The 19,109-nt window shown below is 62.7% G+C and carries 17 protein-coding genes; 4 read left to right on the forward strand and 13 right to left on the reverse strand.

What is annotated here, in order from left to right:
• Nucleotides 1–61 precede the first annotated feature (61 nt).
• Nucleotides 62–865, forward strand: a complete 804-nt coding sequence (locus HBO24_RS20645; RefSeq protein ID WP_057437838.1) for a tetratricopeptide repeat protein — start codon at nt 62–64, stop codon at nt 863–865.
• 81 nt (nt 866–946) lie between these two features.
• Here the strand turns inward: HBO24_RS20645 and HBO24_RS20650 are convergent, their stop codons facing one another.
• From HBO24_RS20650 to hmgA, 4 genes are all read right to left on the reverse strand, one after another.
• Entirely contained in the window at nt 947–2,302 is a 1,356-nt protein-coding gene (locus tag HBO24_RS20650) for an aromatic acid/H+ symport family MFS transporter (RefSeq protein WP_057437836.1), read from the reverse strand.
• A 67-nt stretch (nt 2,303–2,369) separates the two neighbouring features.
• Nucleotides 2,370–3,005, reverse strand: coding sequence for a maleylacetoacetate isomerase (gene maiA, locus HBO24_RS20655; RefSeq protein WP_170060208.1), 636 nt, complete (start codon nt 3,003–3,005; stop codon nt 2,370–2,372).
• Between the two features lie 12 nt (nt 3,006–3,017).
• Entirely contained in the window at nt 3,018–4,316 is a 1,299-nt protein-coding gene (gene fahA, locus HBO24_RS20660; RefSeq protein WP_057437832.1) for a fumarylacetoacetase, read from the reverse strand.
• Nucleotides 4,317–4,319: 3 nt separating this feature from the next.
• On the reverse strand, nt 4,320–5,603 hold the full coding sequence (gene hmgA, locus HBO24_RS20665) for a homogentisate 1,2-dioxygenase (protein WP_170060209.1): 1,284 nt from the start codon (nt 5,601–5,603) through the stop codon (nt 4,320–4,322).
• Between the two features lie 119 nt (nt 5,604–5,722).
• Here hmgA and HBO24_RS20670 point away from each other — a divergent pair, with 119 nt between their 5' ends.
• The gene (locus HBO24_RS20670) at nt 5,723–6,511 is read left to right on the forward strand and encodes an IclR family transcriptional regulator (protein WP_057958335.1); all 789 of its coding nucleotides are present in this window, start codon (nt 5,723–5,725) and stop codon (nt 6,509–6,511) included.
• A 149-nt stretch (nt 6,512–6,660) separates the two neighbouring features.
• On the opposite strand, the gene HBO24_RS20675 is transcribed toward HBO24_RS20670, so the two are convergent.
• The 8 genes from HBO24_RS20675 to HBO24_RS20710 all read right to left on the reverse strand — a co-directional run bounded on the left by HBO24_RS20675 (nt 6,661) and on the right by HBO24_RS20710 (nt 17,085).
• On the reverse strand, nt 6,661–9,201 hold the full coding sequence (locus HBO24_RS20675) for a LuxR C-terminal-related transcriptional regulator (protein ID WP_170060210.1): 2,541 nt from the start codon (nt 9,199–9,201) through the stop codon (nt 6,661–6,663).
• Nucleotides 9,202–9,354: 153 nt separating this feature from the next.
• Complete coding sequence (locus HBO24_RS20680; RefSeq protein WP_115127445.1) at nt 9,355–10,722, reverse strand: DUF1329 domain-containing protein; 1,368 nt, start codon at nt 10,720–10,722, stop codon at nt 9,355–9,357.
• Nucleotides 10,723–10,752: 30 nt separating this feature from the next.
• Nucleotides 10,753–12,543, reverse strand: a complete 1,791-nt coding sequence (locus tag HBO24_RS20685) for a DUF1302 domain-containing protein (RefSeq protein WP_170060211.1) — start codon at nt 12,541–12,543, stop codon at nt 10,753–10,755.
• A gap of 483 nt (nt 12,544–13,026) precedes the next feature.
• On the reverse strand, nt 13,027–13,938 hold the full coding sequence (locus HBO24_RS20690) for an SDR family oxidoreductase (RefSeq protein WP_120731680.1): 912 nt from the start codon (nt 13,936–13,938) through the stop codon (nt 13,027–13,029).
• 198 nt (nt 13,939–14,136) lie between these two features.
• Complete coding sequence (locus HBO24_RS20695) at nt 14,137–15,081, reverse strand: alpha/beta hydrolase (protein WP_120731678.1); 945 nt, start codon at nt 15,079–15,081, stop codon at nt 14,137–14,139.
• A complete protein-coding gene (locus HBO24_RS20700; RefSeq protein ID WP_057958329.1) occupies nt 15,081–15,863 on the reverse strand; it encodes a class II aldolase/adducin family protein in 783 nt (260 codons plus the stop codon). The genes HBO24_RS20695 and HBO24_RS20700 overlap by 1 nt, the downstream gene beginning before the upstream one ends.
• Before the next feature lie 153 nt (nt 15,864–16,016).
• Nucleotides 16,017–16,703, reverse strand: coding sequence for an LrgB family protein (locus HBO24_RS20705; RefSeq protein WP_057958328.1), 687 nt, complete (start codon nt 16,701–16,703; stop codon nt 16,017–16,019).
• Entirely contained in the window at nt 16,693–17,085 is a 393-nt protein-coding gene (locus HBO24_RS20710) for a CidA/LrgA family protein (protein ID WP_120731676.1), read from the reverse strand. The genes HBO24_RS20705 and HBO24_RS20710 overlap by 11 nt, the downstream gene beginning before the upstream one ends.
• A gap of 92 nt (nt 17,086–17,177) precedes the next feature.
• Here HBO24_RS20710 and HBO24_RS20715 point away from each other — a divergent pair, with 92 nt between their 5' ends.
• The gene (locus HBO24_RS20715) at nt 17,178–18,074 is read left to right on the forward strand and encodes a LysR family transcriptional regulator (RefSeq protein WP_057437816.1); all 897 of its coding nucleotides are present in this window, start codon (nt 17,178–17,180) and stop codon (nt 18,072–18,074) included.
• Here the strand turns inward: HBO24_RS20715 and HBO24_RS20720 are convergent.
• Nucleotides 18,055–18,510, reverse strand: coding sequence for a flavodoxin (locus HBO24_RS20720; protein WP_057444540.1), 456 nt, complete (start codon nt 18,508–18,510; stop codon nt 18,055–18,057). The genes HBO24_RS20715 and HBO24_RS20720 overlap by 20 nt on opposite strands.
• 103 nt (nt 18,511–18,613) lie before the next feature.
• Between HBO24_RS20720 and HBO24_RS20725 the strand changes: the two genes are divergently transcribed.
• Nucleotides 18,614–19,081: a PAS domain-containing protein gene (locus HBO24_RS20725; protein ID WP_057437813.1), complete on the forward strand. Its 468-nt coding sequence runs from the start codon at nt 18,614–18,616 to the stop codon at nt 19,079–19,081.
• Nucleotides 19,082–19,109 lie beyond the last annotated feature (28 nt).

The raw sequence follows: 19,109 nt of genomic DNA on the forward strand, positions 1-19,109 counted from the left end.
CTCAAGAAGCTGGACGAAAGTTCTTGGCAAGGCTAAAACGGGACATCCGACGGAGAATGCAATGAATCCCCGCCAAGCCTTTTTCGAATGCCTGCACCGCTCGCCTCCGGCGCTGTTTGAGGCCGCGTTATGGATCGCTGCCGAGCACGACCCTGCCGTGGACCCGCAGGCGATCCTGGCTGACTTCACGGTGCTGCAACAGCAAGTCAGCCTCGGCATGCCGCTGCTGCCGGCCGATGAACTGGGCCAGCCGTTGCTGCGGATAATGAATGACCTGGGGTTCGCCCAGGATGACTTCACCCCCTTGCGCCCCGCCGCCGCCCTGTTGGACAAGGTGTTGCAGCGCCGCCGTGGACAACCCCTGGCCCTGGGCCTGATCGCCCTGGAGTTGGCGCGGCGCCTGGAGATCCCTATGGTGGGGGTCAATTTTCCGGGGCACTTCCTGCTGCGGGTAAGCGGTGCCGATCATTTGCTCGACCCCTGCGGCGGGCGGCGGCTGTACCCCAACGACTGCCGCGAACTGCTGCAACGCCAGTACGGCCCCAATCTCAAGCTGCAAGCCGAACACCTGCGCAGCGCCGAGCCGCGGCTGATCCTGCAGCGGCTGTCGCGCAACCTGCGGCAACTGCACCTGACCAATGACCATCACCTCGCGGCGCTGATCGACGCCGAGCGCGTGCTGGAGCTGGGCGACGCCAGCGCCGCCGACTATCTGGCGCGGGCCAGTCTGTACAAGCACCTGGATTGCCCGAATGCCGAGCGCTTCGATCTTGAGCATGCGCTGTTGCTCAGTGAAGACCCGGTGCAGCGGCTGCGCCTGACGGAGCGGCTGGGGCATTTGCCGCCTGGGGCGGTGGTGCATTGACGGGGGCTGACCTTGAACCGCGTCGCCCCCATCGCAGCCTCGCTGGGGCTCGACGGCCCCCACAAATAAGGGGGTTGCCCCTCAGGATTCAAGCGGGTGCTGAAGGATCTCAACCGGCGCCTTGGCCTCGGGCGAGCGCACCTGAATGATCAACAACGCGGCGATCACCGCCGGAATCGCGCAGAAGAAGAAAATCTGCTGCACCGGCACGTGCATCGCCAGCAACATGCTGCCAAACAACGGCCCCAGGATCGAACCAAACCGCCCGACACCCAGTGCCCAGCCGGTGCCCGTGGCACGTACATGGGCCGGGTAGAAGTTGCTGGCAAATGCATTGAGGGTCAACTGGCCGCCGATGATGCAAAAGCCCGCCGCAAACACAAACGCCACCAGGTAACGCGGGTTGTCATGGTTGAGCCCCAACAGAATCGTGCACACCGCCGCTGCCGCCAATACACCGGAAAGCAGGCGTACTTTGCTTTTCAGGCGGTCGGCAAACCAGGCCATGCCAATCGCGCCCAGGGTGCCGGCGAACAGGAACATCGAGGTCACCAGGTTGGCTTTGTTCAAGGCCATGCCACTTTCCAGCAGCAGTGACGGCAACCAACTGATCATGAAATACAGCAGGATCAGGCTGACAAAAAAGGTCGACCAGATCAGCAGCGTCGGCCGTGCATAGCCATTGCGAAACAACTCCACGACAGTCAGCTTGCTGCCCTGCTCCTGGCGATTCTGTTCTTCGCTGGCCGCCGGTGCCTGCCAACCGGGCAGCATGCGCGCCGTGACTTTCTGCAGGCGCGTATAGGGCGGTGCATCGCGCAACAAACGCGGCAAGGATTCAGGCAGCAGCCATACCAGAAAGGGAAACAGCAGCAACGGCGTCACGCCACCGGCGAGGAACACCGCCTGCCAGCCAAAGCTGTCGATAAACCCCGCCGCGACAAAACCACCTGCTGCCCCACCGAACGAGAACCCGCAGGCCGCCAGCGTCACCATCAACGTGCGCATACGCGGTGGCGAATATTCCGACATCAAGGCCATGGCGCTGGGCATCGCGCCGCCCATGCCAATGCCGCAGATAAAGCGCGCGGCCATCAGGGTATTCAGGGAATTGGCGAATACCATCAGCACCGTGAGGCTGGCGTAGATCAGTACGCAGGCGAGCAGGATGCGGCGCACGCCGAAACGGTCGGCCAGGGGCGTCACAGCCAGGGAGCCCAAGGTCAGCCCCAGCAGGTTGGCACTGAACACCGGGCCGAAGGCGGCCTTTTCCAGGCCCCAGTCCTGGGCCAGGGCCGGGACCACGTAACCCAACACCTGGGCGTCGTAACCATCGGTGACCAGCAACAACGCTAACAACAGGAGAATCAACCACTGGTAGCGCGACACCGGACGGGCGTCGAGTGCCGCGCGAAAGCTGGCAATCTGATTGTGCATCGCAAGGACCTTTTTATTTTTATGGGGCATCACTCGTGGGAGCTGGCAAGTCAGCTCCCACATGGATCTAGGGGGTGTCAGGTTGGTTGGAGGGGTGGGCCTGGATGAAGGCGGGGTGTTTGGCCGCCAATGCCGCGACACGCAGGATTCGCGGGTAACCCTCCAGCGCCACCTTGAAGCGCTCTGCCGCATACAACTGCGGGATCAGAAACGCATCCGCCAGCCCTGGCTGGTCACCGAAGCAATAGCCCTGGTCACCGATCAATTGCTCCACGGCGCCCAGGCCCTGGCTGATCCAGTGCCCGATCCACTCCAGCAATTGCGCCTCGTCATGCCCCCACTGACGCAGCAGGTTCTGAGTGCTGGAGTTGTGCAGCGGGTGAATGTCACAACCGATGATCGACGCCACTGCACGCTGATGGGCGCGGGCCGCCAGGTCCTTGGCGAGCAGCGGTACCTGTGGATAACGTTCGTCCAGGTATTCGATGATCGCCAGCGACTGGATCAACAGTTCGCCCTCGTCGGTACGCAACGCCGGGACACGGCCCTGGGGGTTGATCGCCAGGTACTCGGGCTGGCGGTTGGCGCCGCCCTTGGGCACCAGCAGGTTGACCGGCAGCGCGGTAAAGTCCAGGCCCTTGAGCGCCAGGGCGGTGCGCACCCGATAAGACGCCGTGGAACGATAGTAGGTATAGAGCTCCATCCCCTCGCCCCCTTAGCGCGCGGCGACCACAGTGCCACGGCATTCGCCGAAACCAATGGAGGCAAATCCCTCACGCTGGCAGCGGGCGCGCAGGATGATTTCGTCGCCGTCTTCAAGGAACTTGCGCACTTCGCCGGAGGCCAGTTCGATCGGCTTTTTGCCGCCTTCGGTGATTTCCAGCAGGCTGCCGAACTGACCGGCCTCGGGGCCCGACAGGGTGCCCGAACCAAACAGGTCGCCGGCCTGCAGCTGGCAGCCGTTGACGCTGTGGTGCGCGACCATTTGCGCCACGGTCCAGTACATGTGCTGGGTGTTGCTCAGGGTCAGGCGATGGGGCGCCAGGTTCTGCTCGCGCATCGCGGCGGTGGTCAGCAGCACTTCCAGTTCGATATCAAAGCCGCCAGCGGCCTGATCACGGGTGTCCAGCAGGTACGGCAGCGGTTGTGGATCGCCGGCCGGGCGCGCGGGCTGGGCCTTGCGGAACGGTTCCAGGGCTTCGGCCGTGACCACCCAGGGCGAGATGCTGGTGATAAAGCTTTTCGACAGGAACGGCCCCAGTGGCTGGTATTCCCAGGCCTGGATATCGCGGGCCGACCAGTCGTTGAGCAGGCAGAAGCCAGCGATATGCTCGGCGGCATCGCCAATGGCAATCGAGTCGCCCATGGCATTGCCCTGGCCGATCCAGATGCCCAGTTCCAGCTCGTAGTCCAGGCGTGCGCACGGGCCGAAGGTCGGTTCGGTCTGGCCGGCTGGCAGGGTCTGGCCCTTGGGCCGGCGCACCTCGGTGCCGGAGGTACGGATGGTCGAGGCGCGGCCGTGATAACCAATCGGCACGTACTTGTAGTTGGGCAGCAAGGGGTTGTCCGGGCGGAACAGTTTGCCGACGTTCTGCGCGTGTTCGATGCCGACGTAGAAGTCGGTGTAATCGTTGATTTTCGCCGGCAGGTGCATCTGGCAATCGGCGGCCAGTGGCAACACCTGGGCGCCCAGGGCTTGCAGCTGGGCTTGCTGGCTGCTGCCCTCGGCGAGCAGTTCCAGCAGGCGTTCGCGCAGTGCCACCCGTGGGCCGCGGCCCAGTTCGAAGAAGGCGTTCAGTTGGCCGTCCGCCATAGCGTCGATGGCGCGGCGCGCTTCACCGTCAAACAGGTCACGGGCCGCTTGCAGATCAAAAATGTGCTCGCCGATCGCCACGCCACTGCGCGGTGCCGAACCGTTGTGGCTGAAGATGCCCAGGGGCAGGTTCTGCAGGGGGAAATCCGTGTGACCGTTGGCCGAGGCCACCCAACTGCGGGTGAGAGTGGACTGCGTCATGGCTTATCTCCGATTCGGGTTGAAGGTTGCCGGCAGCGTGGCCCAGCAAGCGTCGTAAGTGTTTTGCAATTGCGGGCAATCCAGGGCGAAGCGGGTCGGGCGCAGCACCTGGCTGGTCTCGAACATAAAGGCCATGGTGTTATCAATTTTGTGCGGCGCCAGGTCGACGGCGATGGCCTTGGTGCAGGTCTCGCCATCCGGGCCGTGGGCACTCATGCAACTGTGCAGCGACGCGCCGCCGGGCAGGAAGCCTTCGGCCTTGGCGTCATAGGCACCCTGGATCAGGCCCATGTATTCGTTCATCAGGTTGCGGTGGAACCAGGGTGGACGGAAGGTGTTCTCGGCCACCATCCAGCGCGGCGGGAAGATCACGAAATCGAGGTTGGCCAGGCCGTGAACGCTGGTGGGCGAAGTCAACACGGTAAAGATGGACGGGTCCGGGTGATCGAAGCTCACCGTGCCGATGGTGTTGAAGCGGCGCAGGTCATATTTGTACGGCACGTTATTGCCATGCCAGGCCACCACGTTCAGCGGCGAGTGGTCGAGGGTGCAGCCCCACAGCTCGCCGAGGAACTTCTGCACCAGGGGCGTAGGTTGCGAAAGATGTTCGTAGTGGGCGACCGGGGTCAGGAAGTCCCGGGGGTTGGCCAGGCCATTGCTGCCAATCGGCCCCAGGTCCGGCAGGCGCAGCGGCGCGCCGTGGTTTTCGGCGACGTAGCCGCGAGCCTGGGCATCCAGCAGCTCGATGCGAAATTTCAGGCCCCGTGGCAACACGACGATTTCCAGCGGCTCGACCTCCAGCACCCCCAGTTCGGTGGCGATGCGCAGGCGGCCTTGCTCAGGGACGATCAACAGTTCGCCGTCGGCATTAAAGAACACCCGCTCCATGGAGCAGTTGGCACGGTAGTGATAGATGCTGATGCCGGAGGGCTTCTCGGCGCCGGCGTTGGCCACCATGCCGACCAGGCCGTCGATAAAGTCGGTGGGTTCTGCAGGTATATCCAGCGGGTTCCAGCGCAGGCGGTTGGGCGTGACCTCGCCCAGCGGGCCGCCGGCCAGTTGCCGGTCCAGCTTGATGAATGCCGGGTGATTGGCCGACGGCTGGATGCGATACATCCAGGTGCGCCGGGCTTCGCTGCGCACCATGGTGAACGCGGTGCCGGAGAACAGTTCGGTGTACAGCCCGTAGGGCGCTTTTTGCGGGGAGTTCTGGCCGACCGGCAGTGCACCTGGCAAGGCTTCGCTGGCGAATTCATTGCCAAAGCCCGATTGATAATCGAGGGTCATGGATCGTCCTCAGTAAGGAAGTTGTTTTTATCGTAATCCAGTTACGCATAACGTAATTTGCTCCGTATCGACCGTCAAGCTATAAAGACCGCCATTCGTCTTTCGGACACACGCTCTCCATGGAAAAGCCGCCCGCCCCCCGCGACACCGGTAAACAGAAAGTCCGCTCGGCCGAAGTCGGCACCGACATCCTCAAGGCCCTGGCCGAACTGTCGCCGGCCACATCCCTGTCGCGTCTGGCCGAGCACGTGCAGATGCCGGCCAGTAAGGTCCACCGCTACTTGCAGGCCCTGATTGCCTCGGGGTTTGCCGAACAGAACGCGGCCACCAACCATTACGGCCTGGGCCGCGAGGCCTTGCGCGTGGGGCTGGCGGCGCTGGGCAGCATGGACGTACTGAAAGTCGCCACCCTGCCCCTGGCGCAGCTGCGCGACGAGTTGAATGAAACCTGCTTTCTCGCGGTATGGGGCAACCACGGCGCGACCGTGGTGCATATCGAACCGGCGGTGCGTGCGGTCACGGTGGTGACGCAATTGGGCTCGGTGCTGCCGCTGCTCAGCTCCTCGACGGGGCTGGTGTTCAGTGCGTTTTTGCCAGAGCGCGAAACCGTTGACCTGCGCGCGCAGGAAATCCAGGCCGGCATCGCCCATGCGCTGGCGGACGACCAGGCGTATGTGCAGGCCTGTGAGCAGATTCGCCAGCGTGGCCTGCACTTTGTGCATGGTTTGCTGATGCCGGGGGTCGATGCGCTGTCGGCGCCGGTATTCAATGCGCTGGGGCAGGTGGTGGCGGTGATGACGGTGGTGGGGCCGACCTCGTTGTTCCATGCCGATGAAGATGGACCGGCGGCCCGGCAATTGCTGGCAGCGAGCCAGGCGGTGAGTTGGCGGATGGGTTATCAACCCTGATCCACCAATACTGAATGCACACAGGTTAATGTGGGAGCTGGCTTGCCTGCGATGGCGGTGGGTCAGTCGCAGAATGTATCAACTGACCCACCGCCATCGCAGGCAAGCCAGCTCCCACAGTTGATCTCCATTGCCTGTAGTACCGTCGCTCAGGCCATCAGGCCCAGGCTCTTGGCCTTGGCCACCGCCTGGGTGCGCCGCTCCACCCCCAATTTGCTGTGAATCCGCCGTGCATGGGTCTTCACCGTGTGCAGCGAGATAAACAACAGGTCGGCAATTTCCAGATTGGAGTTGCCCAGTGCGATCAGTTGCAACACTTCCAGCTCCCGTTGGCTCAACGGGTTTTCCCCCGGCGCCGCCACTGTCTCCTGAGGTTCAAGCCCCAATTCACTGAGCAACCCCGGCTGGCGCAGGCGCAGTTCACGCACCGCCTGCTGCACCTGACAGCGCGCCGCCAGGGCCAGACCGGTTTGCAGCGCACGCACCGCCAGCGCTTTCTCCCCCAGTTGCCAGGCCACCTCGCCCAGCACCAACTGCAACTCCACTTCCAGGCACTGCATGCCAGACTCGCGGGCGGTGTCGAGCAAGGCGGTGAGCCGCTGGATGGGGTGCTCGGCACGGCGCAGTTTGACCTGGGCCAGCACCAGCAGATACTCCAGCCGGGGGATCAACTCCAGGGTCGCCGGCGGCGCCTGTTTGGCGTGGGGGCCGTGATAATGGCGCAGCACCCGGCTGACCGCTTCCAGGGTCAGTTCGGCCCGCCCCTGCTGCAGCCAGAAATGCCCGCTGAGCAACAGCAACACCGCCCGGTACACCGTATCGGGCACCTGCCGGCGCTGCATCAGGCGCTCGGCGTCGCGCAGTTGGATAAACGCCTGGGCGTAGTCGCCGCGGTTGGCCGCCAGCATTGCCAACCCGAGGAAGCCATACAGCACGCGCTTGTCCTGGCTATGCAGGCACATGCCCAGGCCGGCTTCGAGGCATTCGGTGGCCAGGGCGTCATGCCCCTGGCGCAGTGCCAGATGCCCTCGGCGCAAGGCAATCCGGCCCATCAGCGGCCCGGTCTTGAGACGCTGCTGGATCAACATGGCCTGCACGCCTTCCAGCAGGCTCTGGGCCCGGTACGGTGCGCCCCGCTGCTCCAGCAGTTGCGCATGATCAAGTTCCAGTAGCGCCTCCAGCAACAGCGAACCATGGGCCCGCGCCAGGCACAGCGCCTCGCGGTTGAGGGCCTGGGCCACGTCCAGTTCGCCGCGCAACAGCGCTTGCTGGGTCAGCCCAGACAGGCACATCAGGCGCGACGTCCAGGCGCTGTCCGGCAAATCATTCAACGCATCGAGAAAGTGTGCGCGGGCCCGCACCGCTTCGCCCCCCAGATGCAACAACCACCCCCACTGCGCCTGCCAGCGCGCCAGCAGATGCCGTTGCAAGGCGGCCGTGGGTTGCGGGGTGAAACGTGCCAGTTGATCAACACATTGCGCGGCCTGCTCGAAACGCCCGGCAAACAGCAAGGCCGCGGTGACCAGCCCCACCCGTTGCGCCGAGCCGAGCATCAACTCGTCACCGTGCTGCTCATGCAGGCGCAACAACAACACGGCGTTTTGCTGACGGAACAGGTCTTCGAAACTGAAGTGCTCCAACAGGCTCACCGCCGCTTCGTACTCCTCGGCCAACAGCGCTTGCTCGAACGCCGCCTGCCAATCCTGGGCCGCGCTGAACCATTGGCAGGCGCGCCGGTGCCAGGAGCGCCGGGCCGGCCAGGGTTCGTCGCGCAGCAACTGGGCCAGGGGCGTGAAGACCTGCAGCCAGTCCGGCGAGTCTTCCCAGGGCTCGATAAACGCCCCCAGGGCCTGAAGTTCACGCAGGTAGTCGGCGCCATCGCCAAAGCCAAACAGGTGTTCGCATAGCCCCTGGTTAAAACGTGGCAAGTGCGCCAGTACGCGCCAGGCCTCCTCCAGCTCTTCAGGCAGGGTGCTGAACAGCTCGTGCTGCAGATAGTCGAGCAGGGTCTGGGAACGCCCATGCCAGGCGCCGCTGTCGGGATGGCTGTCGCCTTCCAGCAGGGCAATACGCACCCCAGCGCACCAACCGGCGCTGAATTGCAGGACCTTGTCGGCAGTCTGCCCGGCGGCGGCGTGATGCTCGAGCAGTTGCTGGACCTCGCGCTGATCGAACGCCAACTCGGTGCCGCCGCACTCCCACAATTCATCATCGAGCAACAGCCGCGGCCAATTGCAGGCCGGGCGGCGACGCGCCCCCAGCCACCAGACCAAAGCCGGGCTGCTGGCCGTCAGCACCCGGTCGAGCAAGGCATCCAGGGCCGGTGCCGACACCCGGCAATAGTCATCGAGAAACAGCCAGGCCGGCGCTTGCCAGCGGCTCAGGTCCAGCAGCAAGCTGGCTTCGTCGACAAACGCCAGGCCCAGGCTCTGGGCCAGGCGCTGGCAGAAATCCAGCGGGGCCAAAGCCGCGCCATTGAGCGGCAACCAATACACTTGGCAGCTCGCCGGGGCCTGCAGGGCACATTCGGCCAACAAGGCACTCTTGCCGCTGCCGGCCGGCGCGCACAGCAACCGGACCCGCGCCTCGGTACCCCGCAACGGCTCGGCCAGGCGTGGGCGCAGCAAATGGTGGGAAGACAGACGTGGCATGAATCCAGGACGATCCAGGCGACGGGTCATGGCGGTCATTACAGCGTCCCTTTTTTATTGTTATGCGGCGTGCGGACTACCGTAGTCCTGTCAATGGGCGTTGTTGAAGAAGTATTCAGCGGGCTGATTGCCGAGCATAAAAAAGCCGGGCTTCATTTGAGCCCGGCACAGGATTGGGTTTACAACCTCAGGTCAGCGTACGCCCGAGGCGCGCAAGGCCGCCGGGGTGTAGTCCGCTGCCTTGGCGTTGAAGCCGAACACAAAGCTGCTCTTCTCCTCGTTCTTCATGCCCAGGGCGATGTAGCGCCCGGCGATGATGTCGTACAGGGTCTCGACCGTGTAGGCCGGGGTCTGGTGGTTGTAGTAGAACTGCGCATGGCCTTCGGCAACGCGCCACAGTTGGCCACGGCCGTCGTAGTGATCCACCAGCGCCACTTGCCAGCTGTCTTCGTCGATGTACATGTGGCGCTTGGCATAGATGTGCCGTTCGTTGGGCTTGACCGTGCCGACCACTTCCCAGACCCGGTGCAGTTCATAGCGGGTCAGGTCCTGGTTGATATGGCCGGCCTTGATGATGTCGTCATATTTAAGGGATGGCGAGTCGAGCTTGTAGGCGTTGTAGGGAATGTACATTTCCTTCTTGCCCACCAGCTTCCAGTCGTAGCGGTCTGGCGCGCCGGAGAACATGTCGAAGTTATCCGAGGTGCGCAGGCCGTCGGACGCGGTACCCGGCCCGTCGTAGGCCACTTGCGGTGCACGGCGCACGCGGCGTTGACCGGCGTTGTAGATCCACGCCAGGCGCGGTTCCTTCACCTGGTCGAGGGTTTCGTGCACCAGCAGCACGTTACCCGCCAGGCGGGCGGGCGCGGTGACCGACTGCTTGAAGAAGGTCAGCACGTTGGCGCCCTTGGCCGGGTCCATGTCCGGGATCAGTTGCGGCACCGCCACTTCTTCTTCGAAGCGGATCGGCGTGTAGCTGCCGTTGGTCTGCGGTGTGGCCTGGGTGATGATGCGCCGCAGGTTGCCGCCGTGGTAACGGGTGATGTGGTTCCACAACACCTCGACGCCATTCTTCGGAATCGGGAAGGCGTAGTAGCGGTTGCCGGTGAAGTTTTCCAGGCCGTTGCCGTCGTTGATCGACTTGACGTTGAGCGCGCTGCGCTTGATCGACTCGTAGATATCGTCGGGCAGGTTGACCGTGCGGTGAGTGGTGTAGACCGGGATTTTGTAGGTCTCGGGATAACGCTTGAACATCGCCACCTGGCCGTCCGAGAGTTTGTCCTTGTACTTGTCGACCGTGGCCGCAGTGATCACGAACAACGGTTTTTCATTGGCAAACGGGTCGGCCAAAAAGCCCTTGCTGTCCACCGCACCGGCGTTTTTCGGGATGCCGCCGGTCCAGGCCGGGATCGAGCCATCGGCGTTACCGGCCTTCTCCGCACCCACCGGGGTCAAGGTGGTCCCCAGCTTGGCGGCTTCTTGCGGTGACACCGCGGCCATCACGTTGGCGGCCAACAGGCTGAGGGCCAGCACACCGCACTGCAAAATCGTCTTACGCATGGTTGTTGTCCTTGTTCTTTTTTAGCCGAATCAGAAGTTCACGCCGAAGCTGAGGGCGAGGAAGTCACGATCGGTCAGGGTGTTGTAGTCACCGCCAAAAAAGTCGGTGTAGCTCAGGCTCGCGGTGTAGGTGTTGCGGTAGTCCGCATCGACCCCGACGCTGAGCGCCTTGGCCCCTTCGTTGAACAGGCCGTTGGGGCCATAGCCCTTGACGTCATGGGACCAGGACAGGTTGGGCTTGAGGTTGATCCCGGCGATCACGTTGTTGTAGTCGAGGATCGCCCGGGCGCGATAACCCCAGGAGGTCGCGGTGACGAAGCCGTCGGTGTCACCGCTAAAGCCGTATTGGCCATAGACCGAATCGCGGCCGTAGCGCAGCTTGGTTTTGTTCTCCAGCCCGCCGACCCGCACGATGGCCGCCTCGCCCACCACGGTCAGGCGCTCGGCGCCCAGCACCTGGTCGAAAAACTGGGTCATGGTGGTCTGGAACTGGGTAATTTCCTTGCGCCGGTAGCCGATGTTGTCGGCGCCAAATGAGCTCCTGATAGGTGACACGGTGTTACCGGCAATCGGGTTGACCAGGGCCAGGGTCAGGTCAGTGGTGTTGAGTTGCACGGGGGCGTTGGGGCGGTAGCTGATTTCCCCGGTCCAGGCCGTGCCGGTGGGCAGGGTCGTGGAAAAGCTGGCGCCGTACAGGCGGATATCTTCGGGGTAATCCAGGTAGTACTGGCCGCGCCCGAGCATCACGCTCTGCGCCAGGCCGGCGCCACTGCCGGGGGCAATGCCGTTGGCGGTATTGATGATATTGCCGATGGTCGCCAGGTTGGTGTTGGCCGTGAGGGTGCCCACCGTCGGCGTGCGGCTGTGGTAGTTCATGAAGTACAGGCCGTACTCGGTGTCATCGCCCAACCAGCGCAAGGCCATGCCGAACTGCCCGGAGTCCCGGGCGTCACGGTCGGCGGCGCGGCGTACGATCACCCCTTCATTGGTTACGCCAAAGCCCTGGCCGAACGCGGCAGCGACCGGTTGCAGCGGGCGGATCGCCGGGCTGCCAACGGTGTAGTTGTCGGTGCAGCCATCGGCCGCCACGTCGCCACCAAAGTAGGTGCCGCAGTTATCCAGCACGGTCTGGTCCCATTCCAACTGGTAGAAACCTTCCACAGTCAGTTGGTTGGTCAGGCCCTGGGAGGCGAACAGCATGTTGACTGGAATCAGGCCCTCCTTGATCTCGGCGCCCGGCCGGCGGAAGGCCGAGACGTCAATGGGGTTGATGCTGTTGATGGAGTTGCCGATGAAGGTACTTTCGCCCCAACTGACCACCTGTTTACCGGCGCGCACGGTGCCCGGCAGGTCGCCCAGGGAATAGTTGTGATAGACGAAGGCATCGAGGATCTGCGCACCGCTGGACTTGGAGCCTTCCTTGCGGTTGTGGTCGCTGATCGGCTTGAACTCGCGGTCTTCGTCCTTGAGTTCGAAGTCGTACCAGTATTTGCCCCGCACAAACACACCGGTATCGCCGTACTTGAGTTCCAGGTCGTGCAGGCCCTTGAAGATTTTCGAGAAGGTTTCGCCCTTCTTGAAGTTCAAGCGCCCGTCATCCCCGGTGGAGGCCTGGCCACTGCCGCCGTTGACCGTCCCCACCAGCTTGCGGTCGGCATCGCGCATGCCCCAACTGGCCCCGACCGACAGCGACGAATCGAATTGACCCTCGATCTCGCCGATATTGAATGAAACAGCCTGCGCCTGAACGCAGCAGCCCAAAGCAACCGCAGCGGCCAGCGCCTGTGGCCTGAAGATGGCGCGCATTGTTGTTTTTGTCATGCGTCTTCCCCGGTGGTGTGACAGAAGGCCCCACCCTACTGCCCGCCAGCAGGAGCGATAAGCGCACCAAGGAGGTATTCGTTGTGTCGCTCGAAAGGATTAGCGCAGGCTCTAGCGTGGGTATCGGCGGGGCTATGGACGCAGTGGATGGAGCGCCATCAAGAGAATGGATACCCCCGCCCGGCAGGGGCGCCACTGTTGTTGTTTTGGTAACAGTCCTTGTCCTGAATCAGTGTTTTTCATTCTGTTACAACGGACTATTCTTGCCGGGCTTTCAAGGCAAACCGCCTGCTTCACGAAAGCCAGTTTTGGATGGATTGAAGCTTATTTTCAGTCTGTTAACGGTGTTCACTGACGTTGATTTGTAGCTCCTTGATCCAACGTCTTACTTCGGCCGCTGCTTTTGCAGCGGCCTTTTTTATGCCTGAAACAAAGCGGGGCGCTCTCAGCGCCCCGCAGGATTAAATGTTTTTCAGGTAACGATCACAGGCTGTACTTCTGCAGGTTGTCCATCATCTCTTTCAAGGCTTCGATATTGTCCTTGGGATGGGCCGCCCCTTCAAAGTCGCAGATCTGCTGCCAGTGCGCCGCCACATCCTCTGGCGAGAAGCCAGCCTCAGGATCAAAGCCCACGCCCAGGCTGCGTTCCCAGCGGGTCTTGCCGATCCAGCCGCCGCCCACTTCAAACAGCCCCGAGGTTTCCTGGCAGGTCTCGCTGCCCAGGTACACCACCAGCGGGCTGACCAACTCGGGCTTGAGTCGCTCGAACACCTGCGGCGGAATCAACCCTTCAGTCATGCGCGTGCCGCCAGTGGGCGCGATGGCGTTGACCAGGATGTTGTGCTTGCGCCCTTCCAACGCCAGGGTGCGGGTCAGGCCATACAGGCCCAGCTTGGCCATGCCGTAGTTGGACTGGCCGAAGTTGCCGTAGATGCCTGAAGTGGACGCGGTGAAAATCACCCGGCCGTAGCCTTGCTCGCGCATATGCGGCCAGGCGGCGCGGGTCACTTTGTAGGCGCCTTCGACGTGCACGCGGTACACCAGGTCCCAGTCGCTGTCCTCCATCTTATGGAAGGTCTTGTCCCGCAGGATCCCGGCGTTGTTCACCACCACGTCGATGCGGCCAAACACGTCGAGGGCGTGTTGCACGATCTTTTCGCCGTCGGTCACCGAATCGTGATTGGCCTCGGCAATGCCACCGGCCTCACGAATCTCGGCCACTACGCGGTCGGCCGCCGAGGCGTTGGCGCCTTCGCCCTGAGTCGAGCCGCCAAGGTCGTTGACCAGTACCTTGGCCCCGTGCCTGGCGAACAGCAGCGCATGGGCCCGGCCCAAACCACCCCCGGCCCCGGTGACGATCACGACTTTATCTTGGAACTGCACAGACTCACTCATAGGGAACTCCAGCGAAGACAGTGGACGATGGCTTGAGTGTCAGGCACCGGGCTTGTGGTCACAATAAATACGGGCGGGGGTGAATGGTGCGCAATAAGGCACGGGGATGATTGAACTGATGCAGGAGATAGCTTGTGTGGCAGTTGGCTTATGTGGGAGCTGGCTTGCCTGCGATTGCATCACCTCGGTACAACTGATTTACCGAGGTGTACCCATCGCAGGCAAGCCAGCTCCTACACAAGCCAGTTCCCATAGCGGGTCTTTGCTGTTGCCGATGCCGTCGCGAAATGCCAGGTAATGCTTGAGCACCTGCACCGGCGCCTCGATCTGCGGGTAGTGGCCGATATTGGCCAGCAACACCGTGTCGGCGTCCGGTATCAACTCGCGGTAACGCGCGACCATGTGCGCGCCGGAGACCGGATCGACTTCGCCATCGATCACCCGCAACGGCACTTCGCCGCGCTGCATGGCCGCCACCCAGCGCTCACGCTGGCGACGGCGCTGGGGAATGTAGGCGATGAGTTTGTGCAGGATCCGCGGGCCGTCGTTGTTTTCGATCAAGCTCCAGAAATCATCCAGGGCACTTTCGCTGGGACGGGTGTCGGGGCCGAAGATCTGCTTGAAGCTGTCGGCCAGGGCGTTGCGCCCGAATGCGCGACCGATCATCCACCCCAGGGGGCTGAGCAAGAGTTTTTGTACCAGCGCCGCGCGGTGGGTCTCGGGGAACAGCCCGCCATTGAGAAATACACAACTGGCCAGTTGAAAGCGACCTTCGTAGTGCCGGGCGAGCAGTTCCTGGGCCACGCTGTCGCCGTAGTCATGGGCCATGACATGCACCGGCTGTTGAATCCGCAGATGGGCCAGCAGCGCCTGTTGCAGGTCGGCCTGTTCCAGCAGGCAATAAGTGTGGTCCAGGGGCTTGGCCGAGTCGCCGAAGCCGAGCATGTCGCAGGCGATCACCTGATAACGCTGGGCCAGGGGCTGCCAGAGGTAATGCCAGTCCCAACTGGCGCTGGGGAAACCGTGGATCAGCAGCAAGGGCTCGCCCTGCCCGGCCACCCAATAACGCAGGGGCTGCCCGCGAAAGACAAAACTCTGCCCGCGCTTGCGCCAGGCGCTCAGGGGGATCTCGGCCAATGGCATCAGAGTCGGTATCCTGGGTCTTGTTGGTCCAGCTTGCGCAACAATGCCGGCCAGGCCAGCGCACCGCCCATGCCTTGGGCGCTCTTGGTCACCCCCGCAATCATCGCCTTGGCCCCCGCCAGAATCTGCGGCTCGATGGCAATCAATTCCGCACCGCCGTTTTGCGCCAGCACCTGGATATCGCAGGCGCGCTGGAAGGTGAACATCATCAAGAACGTATCGGCGATGGTCGCACCGCAGGTCAACAGGCCATGGTTGTGCAGCATCAGGAAATTGTTCGGCCCCAGGTCGGCCTGCAGGCGGGCCTTTTCCTCGTGGTTCAGCGCTACGCCTTCATAGGCGTGATAGGCCAGGCTCGACAGCACGAACAGCGATTGCTGGCTGATGGGCAGCACGCCCTGCTTCTGCGCCGACACGGCCACGCCGGCCGCCGTGTGGGTGTGCAGCACGCAGACCACGTCGTGGCGTACTTCGTGTACCGCGCTGTGGATGGTGTAGCCGGCCGGGTTGATCTCGTAGGGGCTGTCCATCAACTTGTTGCCGGCCTGGTCGACCTTGACCAGGCTGGAGGCGGTGATTTCGTGGAACATCAGCCCGAACGGGTTGATCAGGAAGTCTTCGGTGCCCGGCACCTTGGCCGAGATATGGGTGAAAATCAGATCATCCCAGCCATGCAGGGCCACCAGGCGATAGCAGGCGGCCAGGTCGATACGGGCCTGCCATTCGGCGGCGCTGACCTGGTCTTTTACACTCTGTGTCGATTGAACGGGGGCTAGGCTCACGGCAATGACCTCGACGCGGTGGTGTTCTTATTATTTTTTTAGGGTGATGGGCCAGTCTAGTCAGACCTCGGGGCAGCCGTAGTTGCGTTGGCAGCCAGCTTGATGACCGAGCGAGTCAACTACGAGGATAGTTCATATTCGTACAACAAGGTGTCAGAGAAGCGACGCCAATAAAGGCGCGGCAAACAGGTTGAGCAAACCGGTCAAAACCATCACCAGTCCGGCCACCGAGCCCTCCTCGCCCCCCACTTCATGGGCACGGCTGACGCCCGCACCGTGGGCGCCCACGCCAAACAACGCGCCCCGCGCCAGGGCACTGCGCAGCGGCAACCACTTGAGCAGTACCCCGCCGAGCATGGCGCCGAACACACCGGTGAACATCACAAATACCGCCGTCAGCTCCGGTACACCGCCCAAGTCATGGGCCAGGGGCATGGCAAAGGGCGTGGTGATCGAGCGTGGCACCAACGACATCGTGACCGAACTGTCCAGGGCCAGGGCCTTGGCCAGGCCAAATGAGGTGCCAATGGATGCCGCGCTACCCGCCAGCATCCCCAGCAGCAACGCCGACCAGTGCCGCATCAATAACTGGCGCTGCTGCCAGATCGGAATGGCGAACGCCACCGTGACCGGCCCCAGTACCAGCATCAGCCAATGGGTGTCGGTGGAGTACTCGGCATAGGCGGTGTTCAGTGGCACGGCCACCGCCAGCAGCAGCGCGGGCACCAGAATCAGTGGCGACAGCAGGTAGCGCCCGGTACGCCGATAGATCCAGCGGCTGAAACCATAGGCCACCAGGGTCAGGGCCAGCCAGAACAGCGGCATCAGTTCAAGCTTCATGGCGCAACTTCCAGCGGCAGACCAGTTCGACGGTAAACGCCGTGACCAGCATCACCATCAGGGTACTGAGGGCGATCACCAGCATGATCCGCCAGCCGTCATGGCGCATCAGGCCGCCGTAATCGAGCAGGCTCATCAGCGCCGGGATAAAGAACAGCAGCATCTCTGCCATCAGCAGGCCAGCGCCCAATTGCAGGGCCGCCGGCTTGATCAGGCCGCTGGCGAACACCAGCAACAGCAAGCCCAGGCCAATCACCCCGCCAGGGATCGGCCAGGCCAGCCACACGGCCACTTGGCAGCCCAGCAAGTAAATCGCCAGCAATACCAGCAACTCAACCAGCAGCCGGCCCAGATGTTTGAAGGTTAAGCGTTTAGTAGACATAGGTTCCTCGCAGGCCTTCATTTTAAAGAGCCGCGTGGCATACCCGAAGCGAATTGTTAGACTGCAAGCCATTCCAAACAGGAATTACCGCAATGGAATTCAAACAACTGCGCAGCTTTATCGAAGTGGTCCACCGTGGCGGGTTTACCCAGGCCGGGAAAACCTTGCATATCAGCCAGTCCGCCGTGAGCAAGCAAGTGGCGCAACTGGAGCAAAGCCTGGGCACGCCGCTGCTCGACCGCATTGGCTCCCAGGTGCGCCTGACCGCCGCCGGGCAGGTGGTGCTGCAACGGGCCGAAGCCATGTTGCGCCTGCAAACCGAGCTGCTGAGCGAGCTGGACGACTTGAATCAACTCACCCGTGGCGAGTTGCGCATGGGCCTGCCGCAGTTGGGGGGCGACACCCTGTTTGCCGGGCTGTTTGCCGAATATCGCCGGCGCTACCCCAATGTCAGCATCCAATTGCTCGAAGGCGGCAGCCGCAATATTGAGCAGGCAATCCTCGCGGGTGAGCTGGACGTCGGCGGCAGCCTGCTGCCCACCGATCCGGCTTTCGCCTGGCAAGCTTTCTGTGATGAACCGCTGGATGCGCTGCTGCCCGTGGACCACCCACTGGCGCAGCACACAGAGATTGGCCTGGAGGAGTTGGCCGACACGCCATTTTTGATGTACCAGCGCAGCTTTGTGCTCAATGACCGGCTACTCCAGGCCTGCCAGCAACTGGGCTTCACACCCCGGGAAAGTGGGCGCAGTGGCCAGGCGGACTTTCTGGTGGCACTGGTGGCCGCCGGCCAGGGCGTGGTGCTTCTGCCCAGCGTGGTCGCACGTGGGCTGGAACGTCCCGGCGTGGTGCGCCTGACACTCAGGGCACCGCAATTCCTACGTTGGGATATCGCCTTTATCTGGCGCAAGGGCGCCTATCTGTCGAAAGCCGCCCTGGCCTGGCTGGCGCTGCTGCGCGAATACCCGATCAGCCGCGCAGTGCGCTGACCAACTCTGCCAGCCATGGCTCCGCGTCAGCTTCCGGGGTGACGCTTTCGCTGGCATCCAGGCGCAGCATTGGCAGGACTTCGCGCACCCCCAATTCGCCGAACAGCTCACGCATCTGCTCGCCGCCGCCACAGAAGGTGTCGCCGTAGCTGGCGTCGCCCAGGCCGATCACCGCGCCAGGCAAACCGCGCCAGGCGGCGGGCAGCTGGTCGCGGATCATCGAATACAGCGGCATCAGGTTGTCCGGCAGTTCGCCCATGCCGGTGGTGGAGGTGACGGCCAGAAAGGCGTCCGGGGCAAAGGCCTGCACATCGGCCAGGGTCGCCCGCGGGTTATGCCAGGCCTCGAAACCGGCTGCATTGAGGATACCCATGGCGTGGCGGGCAACTTCTTCTGCCGTGCCATAGACCGAGCCGGAAAGGATGGCGACTTTCATCAATCTGATCCTGTAGTTGAGTGAAAACCTGGGATATTAACAGTTGGCAGCCGGGTGGGTTGCCCTACACTAAGAAATCCACAAACACGCTATGGATCGCTCAATGATCAACGCCAAGCTCATGCAAATGGTGGTCAATGCCTCCAACGACGGGATTGTCGTGGCGGAACGGGAAGGCAAGGACAAACCGCTGATTTACGTGAACCCCGCCTTCGAACGCATGACCGGCTACAACCTGGACGACGTCCTTTATCAGGATTGCCGCTTCCTGCAATCGGGTGACCGCGACCAGCCGGCCCTGATGGCCATTCGCGAAGCCCTGGACAGTGGCGGCGCATGCCGGGAAATCCTGCGCAACTACCGCAAGGACGGCACGCATTTCTGGAATGAACTGTCATTATCGACGGTTTATAACCAGGCCGATCAGCAGACTTACTTCGTCGGCGTGCAAAAAGATGTCACGGTTCAGGTCAAGGCCCAGCAGCGTGTGACCCAGCTGGAAGCCCAGGTAGCAGCACTTACGGCCGAGTTGGCAACGCTCCGGGCGACGAGCGGATCTAACAAACTTTAGAAAATATGGTCTTTAGGGTGATAATCAG

The sequence above is a fragment of the Pseudomonas sp. WS 5410 genome (assembly GCF_012985645.1).
GTDB classification, from domain to species: domain Bacteria; phylum Pseudomonadota; class Gammaproteobacteria; order Pseudomonadales; family Pseudomonadaceae; genus Aquipseudomonas; species Aquipseudomonas shahriarae.

Excerpts from the sequence above, each read along its gene's own strand:
- hmgA (WP_170060209.1), bottom strand. The coding sequence starts at position 5,603 with ATGACCCTCGATTATCAATCGGGCTTTGGCAATGAATTCGCCAGCGAA.
- HBO24_RS20705 (WP_057958328.1), bottom strand. The coding sequence starts at position 16,703 with ATGAAGCTTGAACTGATGCCGCTGTTCTGGCTGGCCCTGACCCTGGTG.
- fahA (WP_057437832.1), bottom strand. The coding sequence starts at position 4,316 with ATGACGCAGTCCACTCTCACCCGCAGTTGGGTGGCCTCGGCCAACGGT.
- maiA (WP_170060208.1), bottom strand. The coding sequence starts at position 3,005 with ATGGAGCTCTATACCTACTATCGTTCCACGGCGTCTTATCGGGTGCGC.
- HBO24_RS20715 (WP_057437816.1), top strand. The coding sequence starts at position 17,178 with ATGGAATTCAAACAACTGCGCAGCTTTATCGAAGTGGTCCACCGTGGC.
- HBO24_RS20710 (WP_120731676.1), bottom strand. The coding sequence starts at position 17,085 with ATGTCTACTAAACGCTTAACCTTCAAACATCTGGGCCGGCTGCTGGTT.
- HBO24_RS20670 (WP_057958335.1), top strand. The coding sequence starts at position 5,723 with ATGGAAAAGCCGCCCGCCCCCCGCGACACCGGTAAACAGAAAGTCCGC.
- HBO24_RS20725 (WP_057437813.1), top strand. The coding sequence starts at position 18,614 with ATGATCAACGCCAAGCTCATGCAAATGGTGGTCAATGCCTCCAACGAC.
- HBO24_RS20695 (WP_120731678.1), bottom strand. The coding sequence starts at position 15,081 with ATGCCATTGGCCGAGATCCCCCTGAGCGCCTGGCGCAAGCGCGGGCAG.
- HBO24_RS20650 (WP_057437836.1), bottom strand. The coding sequence starts at position 2,302 with ATGCACAATCAGATTGCCAGCTTTCGCGCGGCACTCGACGCCCGTCCG.
- HBO24_RS20645 (WP_057437838.1), top strand. The coding sequence starts at position 62 with ATGAATCCCCGCCAAGCCTTTTTCGAATGCCTGCACCGCTCGCCTCCG.
- HBO24_RS20690 (WP_120731680.1), bottom strand. The coding sequence starts at position 13,938 with ATGAGTGAGTCTGTGCAGTTCCAAGATAAAGTCGTGATCGTCACCGGG.
- HBO24_RS20680 (WP_115127445.1), bottom strand. The coding sequence starts at position 10,722 with ATGCGTAAGACGATTTTGCAGTGCGGTGTGCTGGCCCTCAGCCTGTTG.
- HBO24_RS20675 (WP_170060210.1), bottom strand. The coding sequence starts at position 9,201 with ATGACCGCCATGACCCGTCGCCTGGATCGTCCTGGATTCATGCCACGT.
- HBO24_RS20720 (WP_057444540.1), bottom strand. The coding sequence starts at position 18,510 with ATGAAAGTCGCCATCCTTTCCGGCTCGGTCTATGGCACGGCAGAAGAA.
- HBO24_RS20685 (WP_170060211.1), bottom strand. The coding sequence starts at position 12,543 with ATGACAAAAACAACAATGCGCGCCATCTTCAGGCCACAGGCGCTGGCC.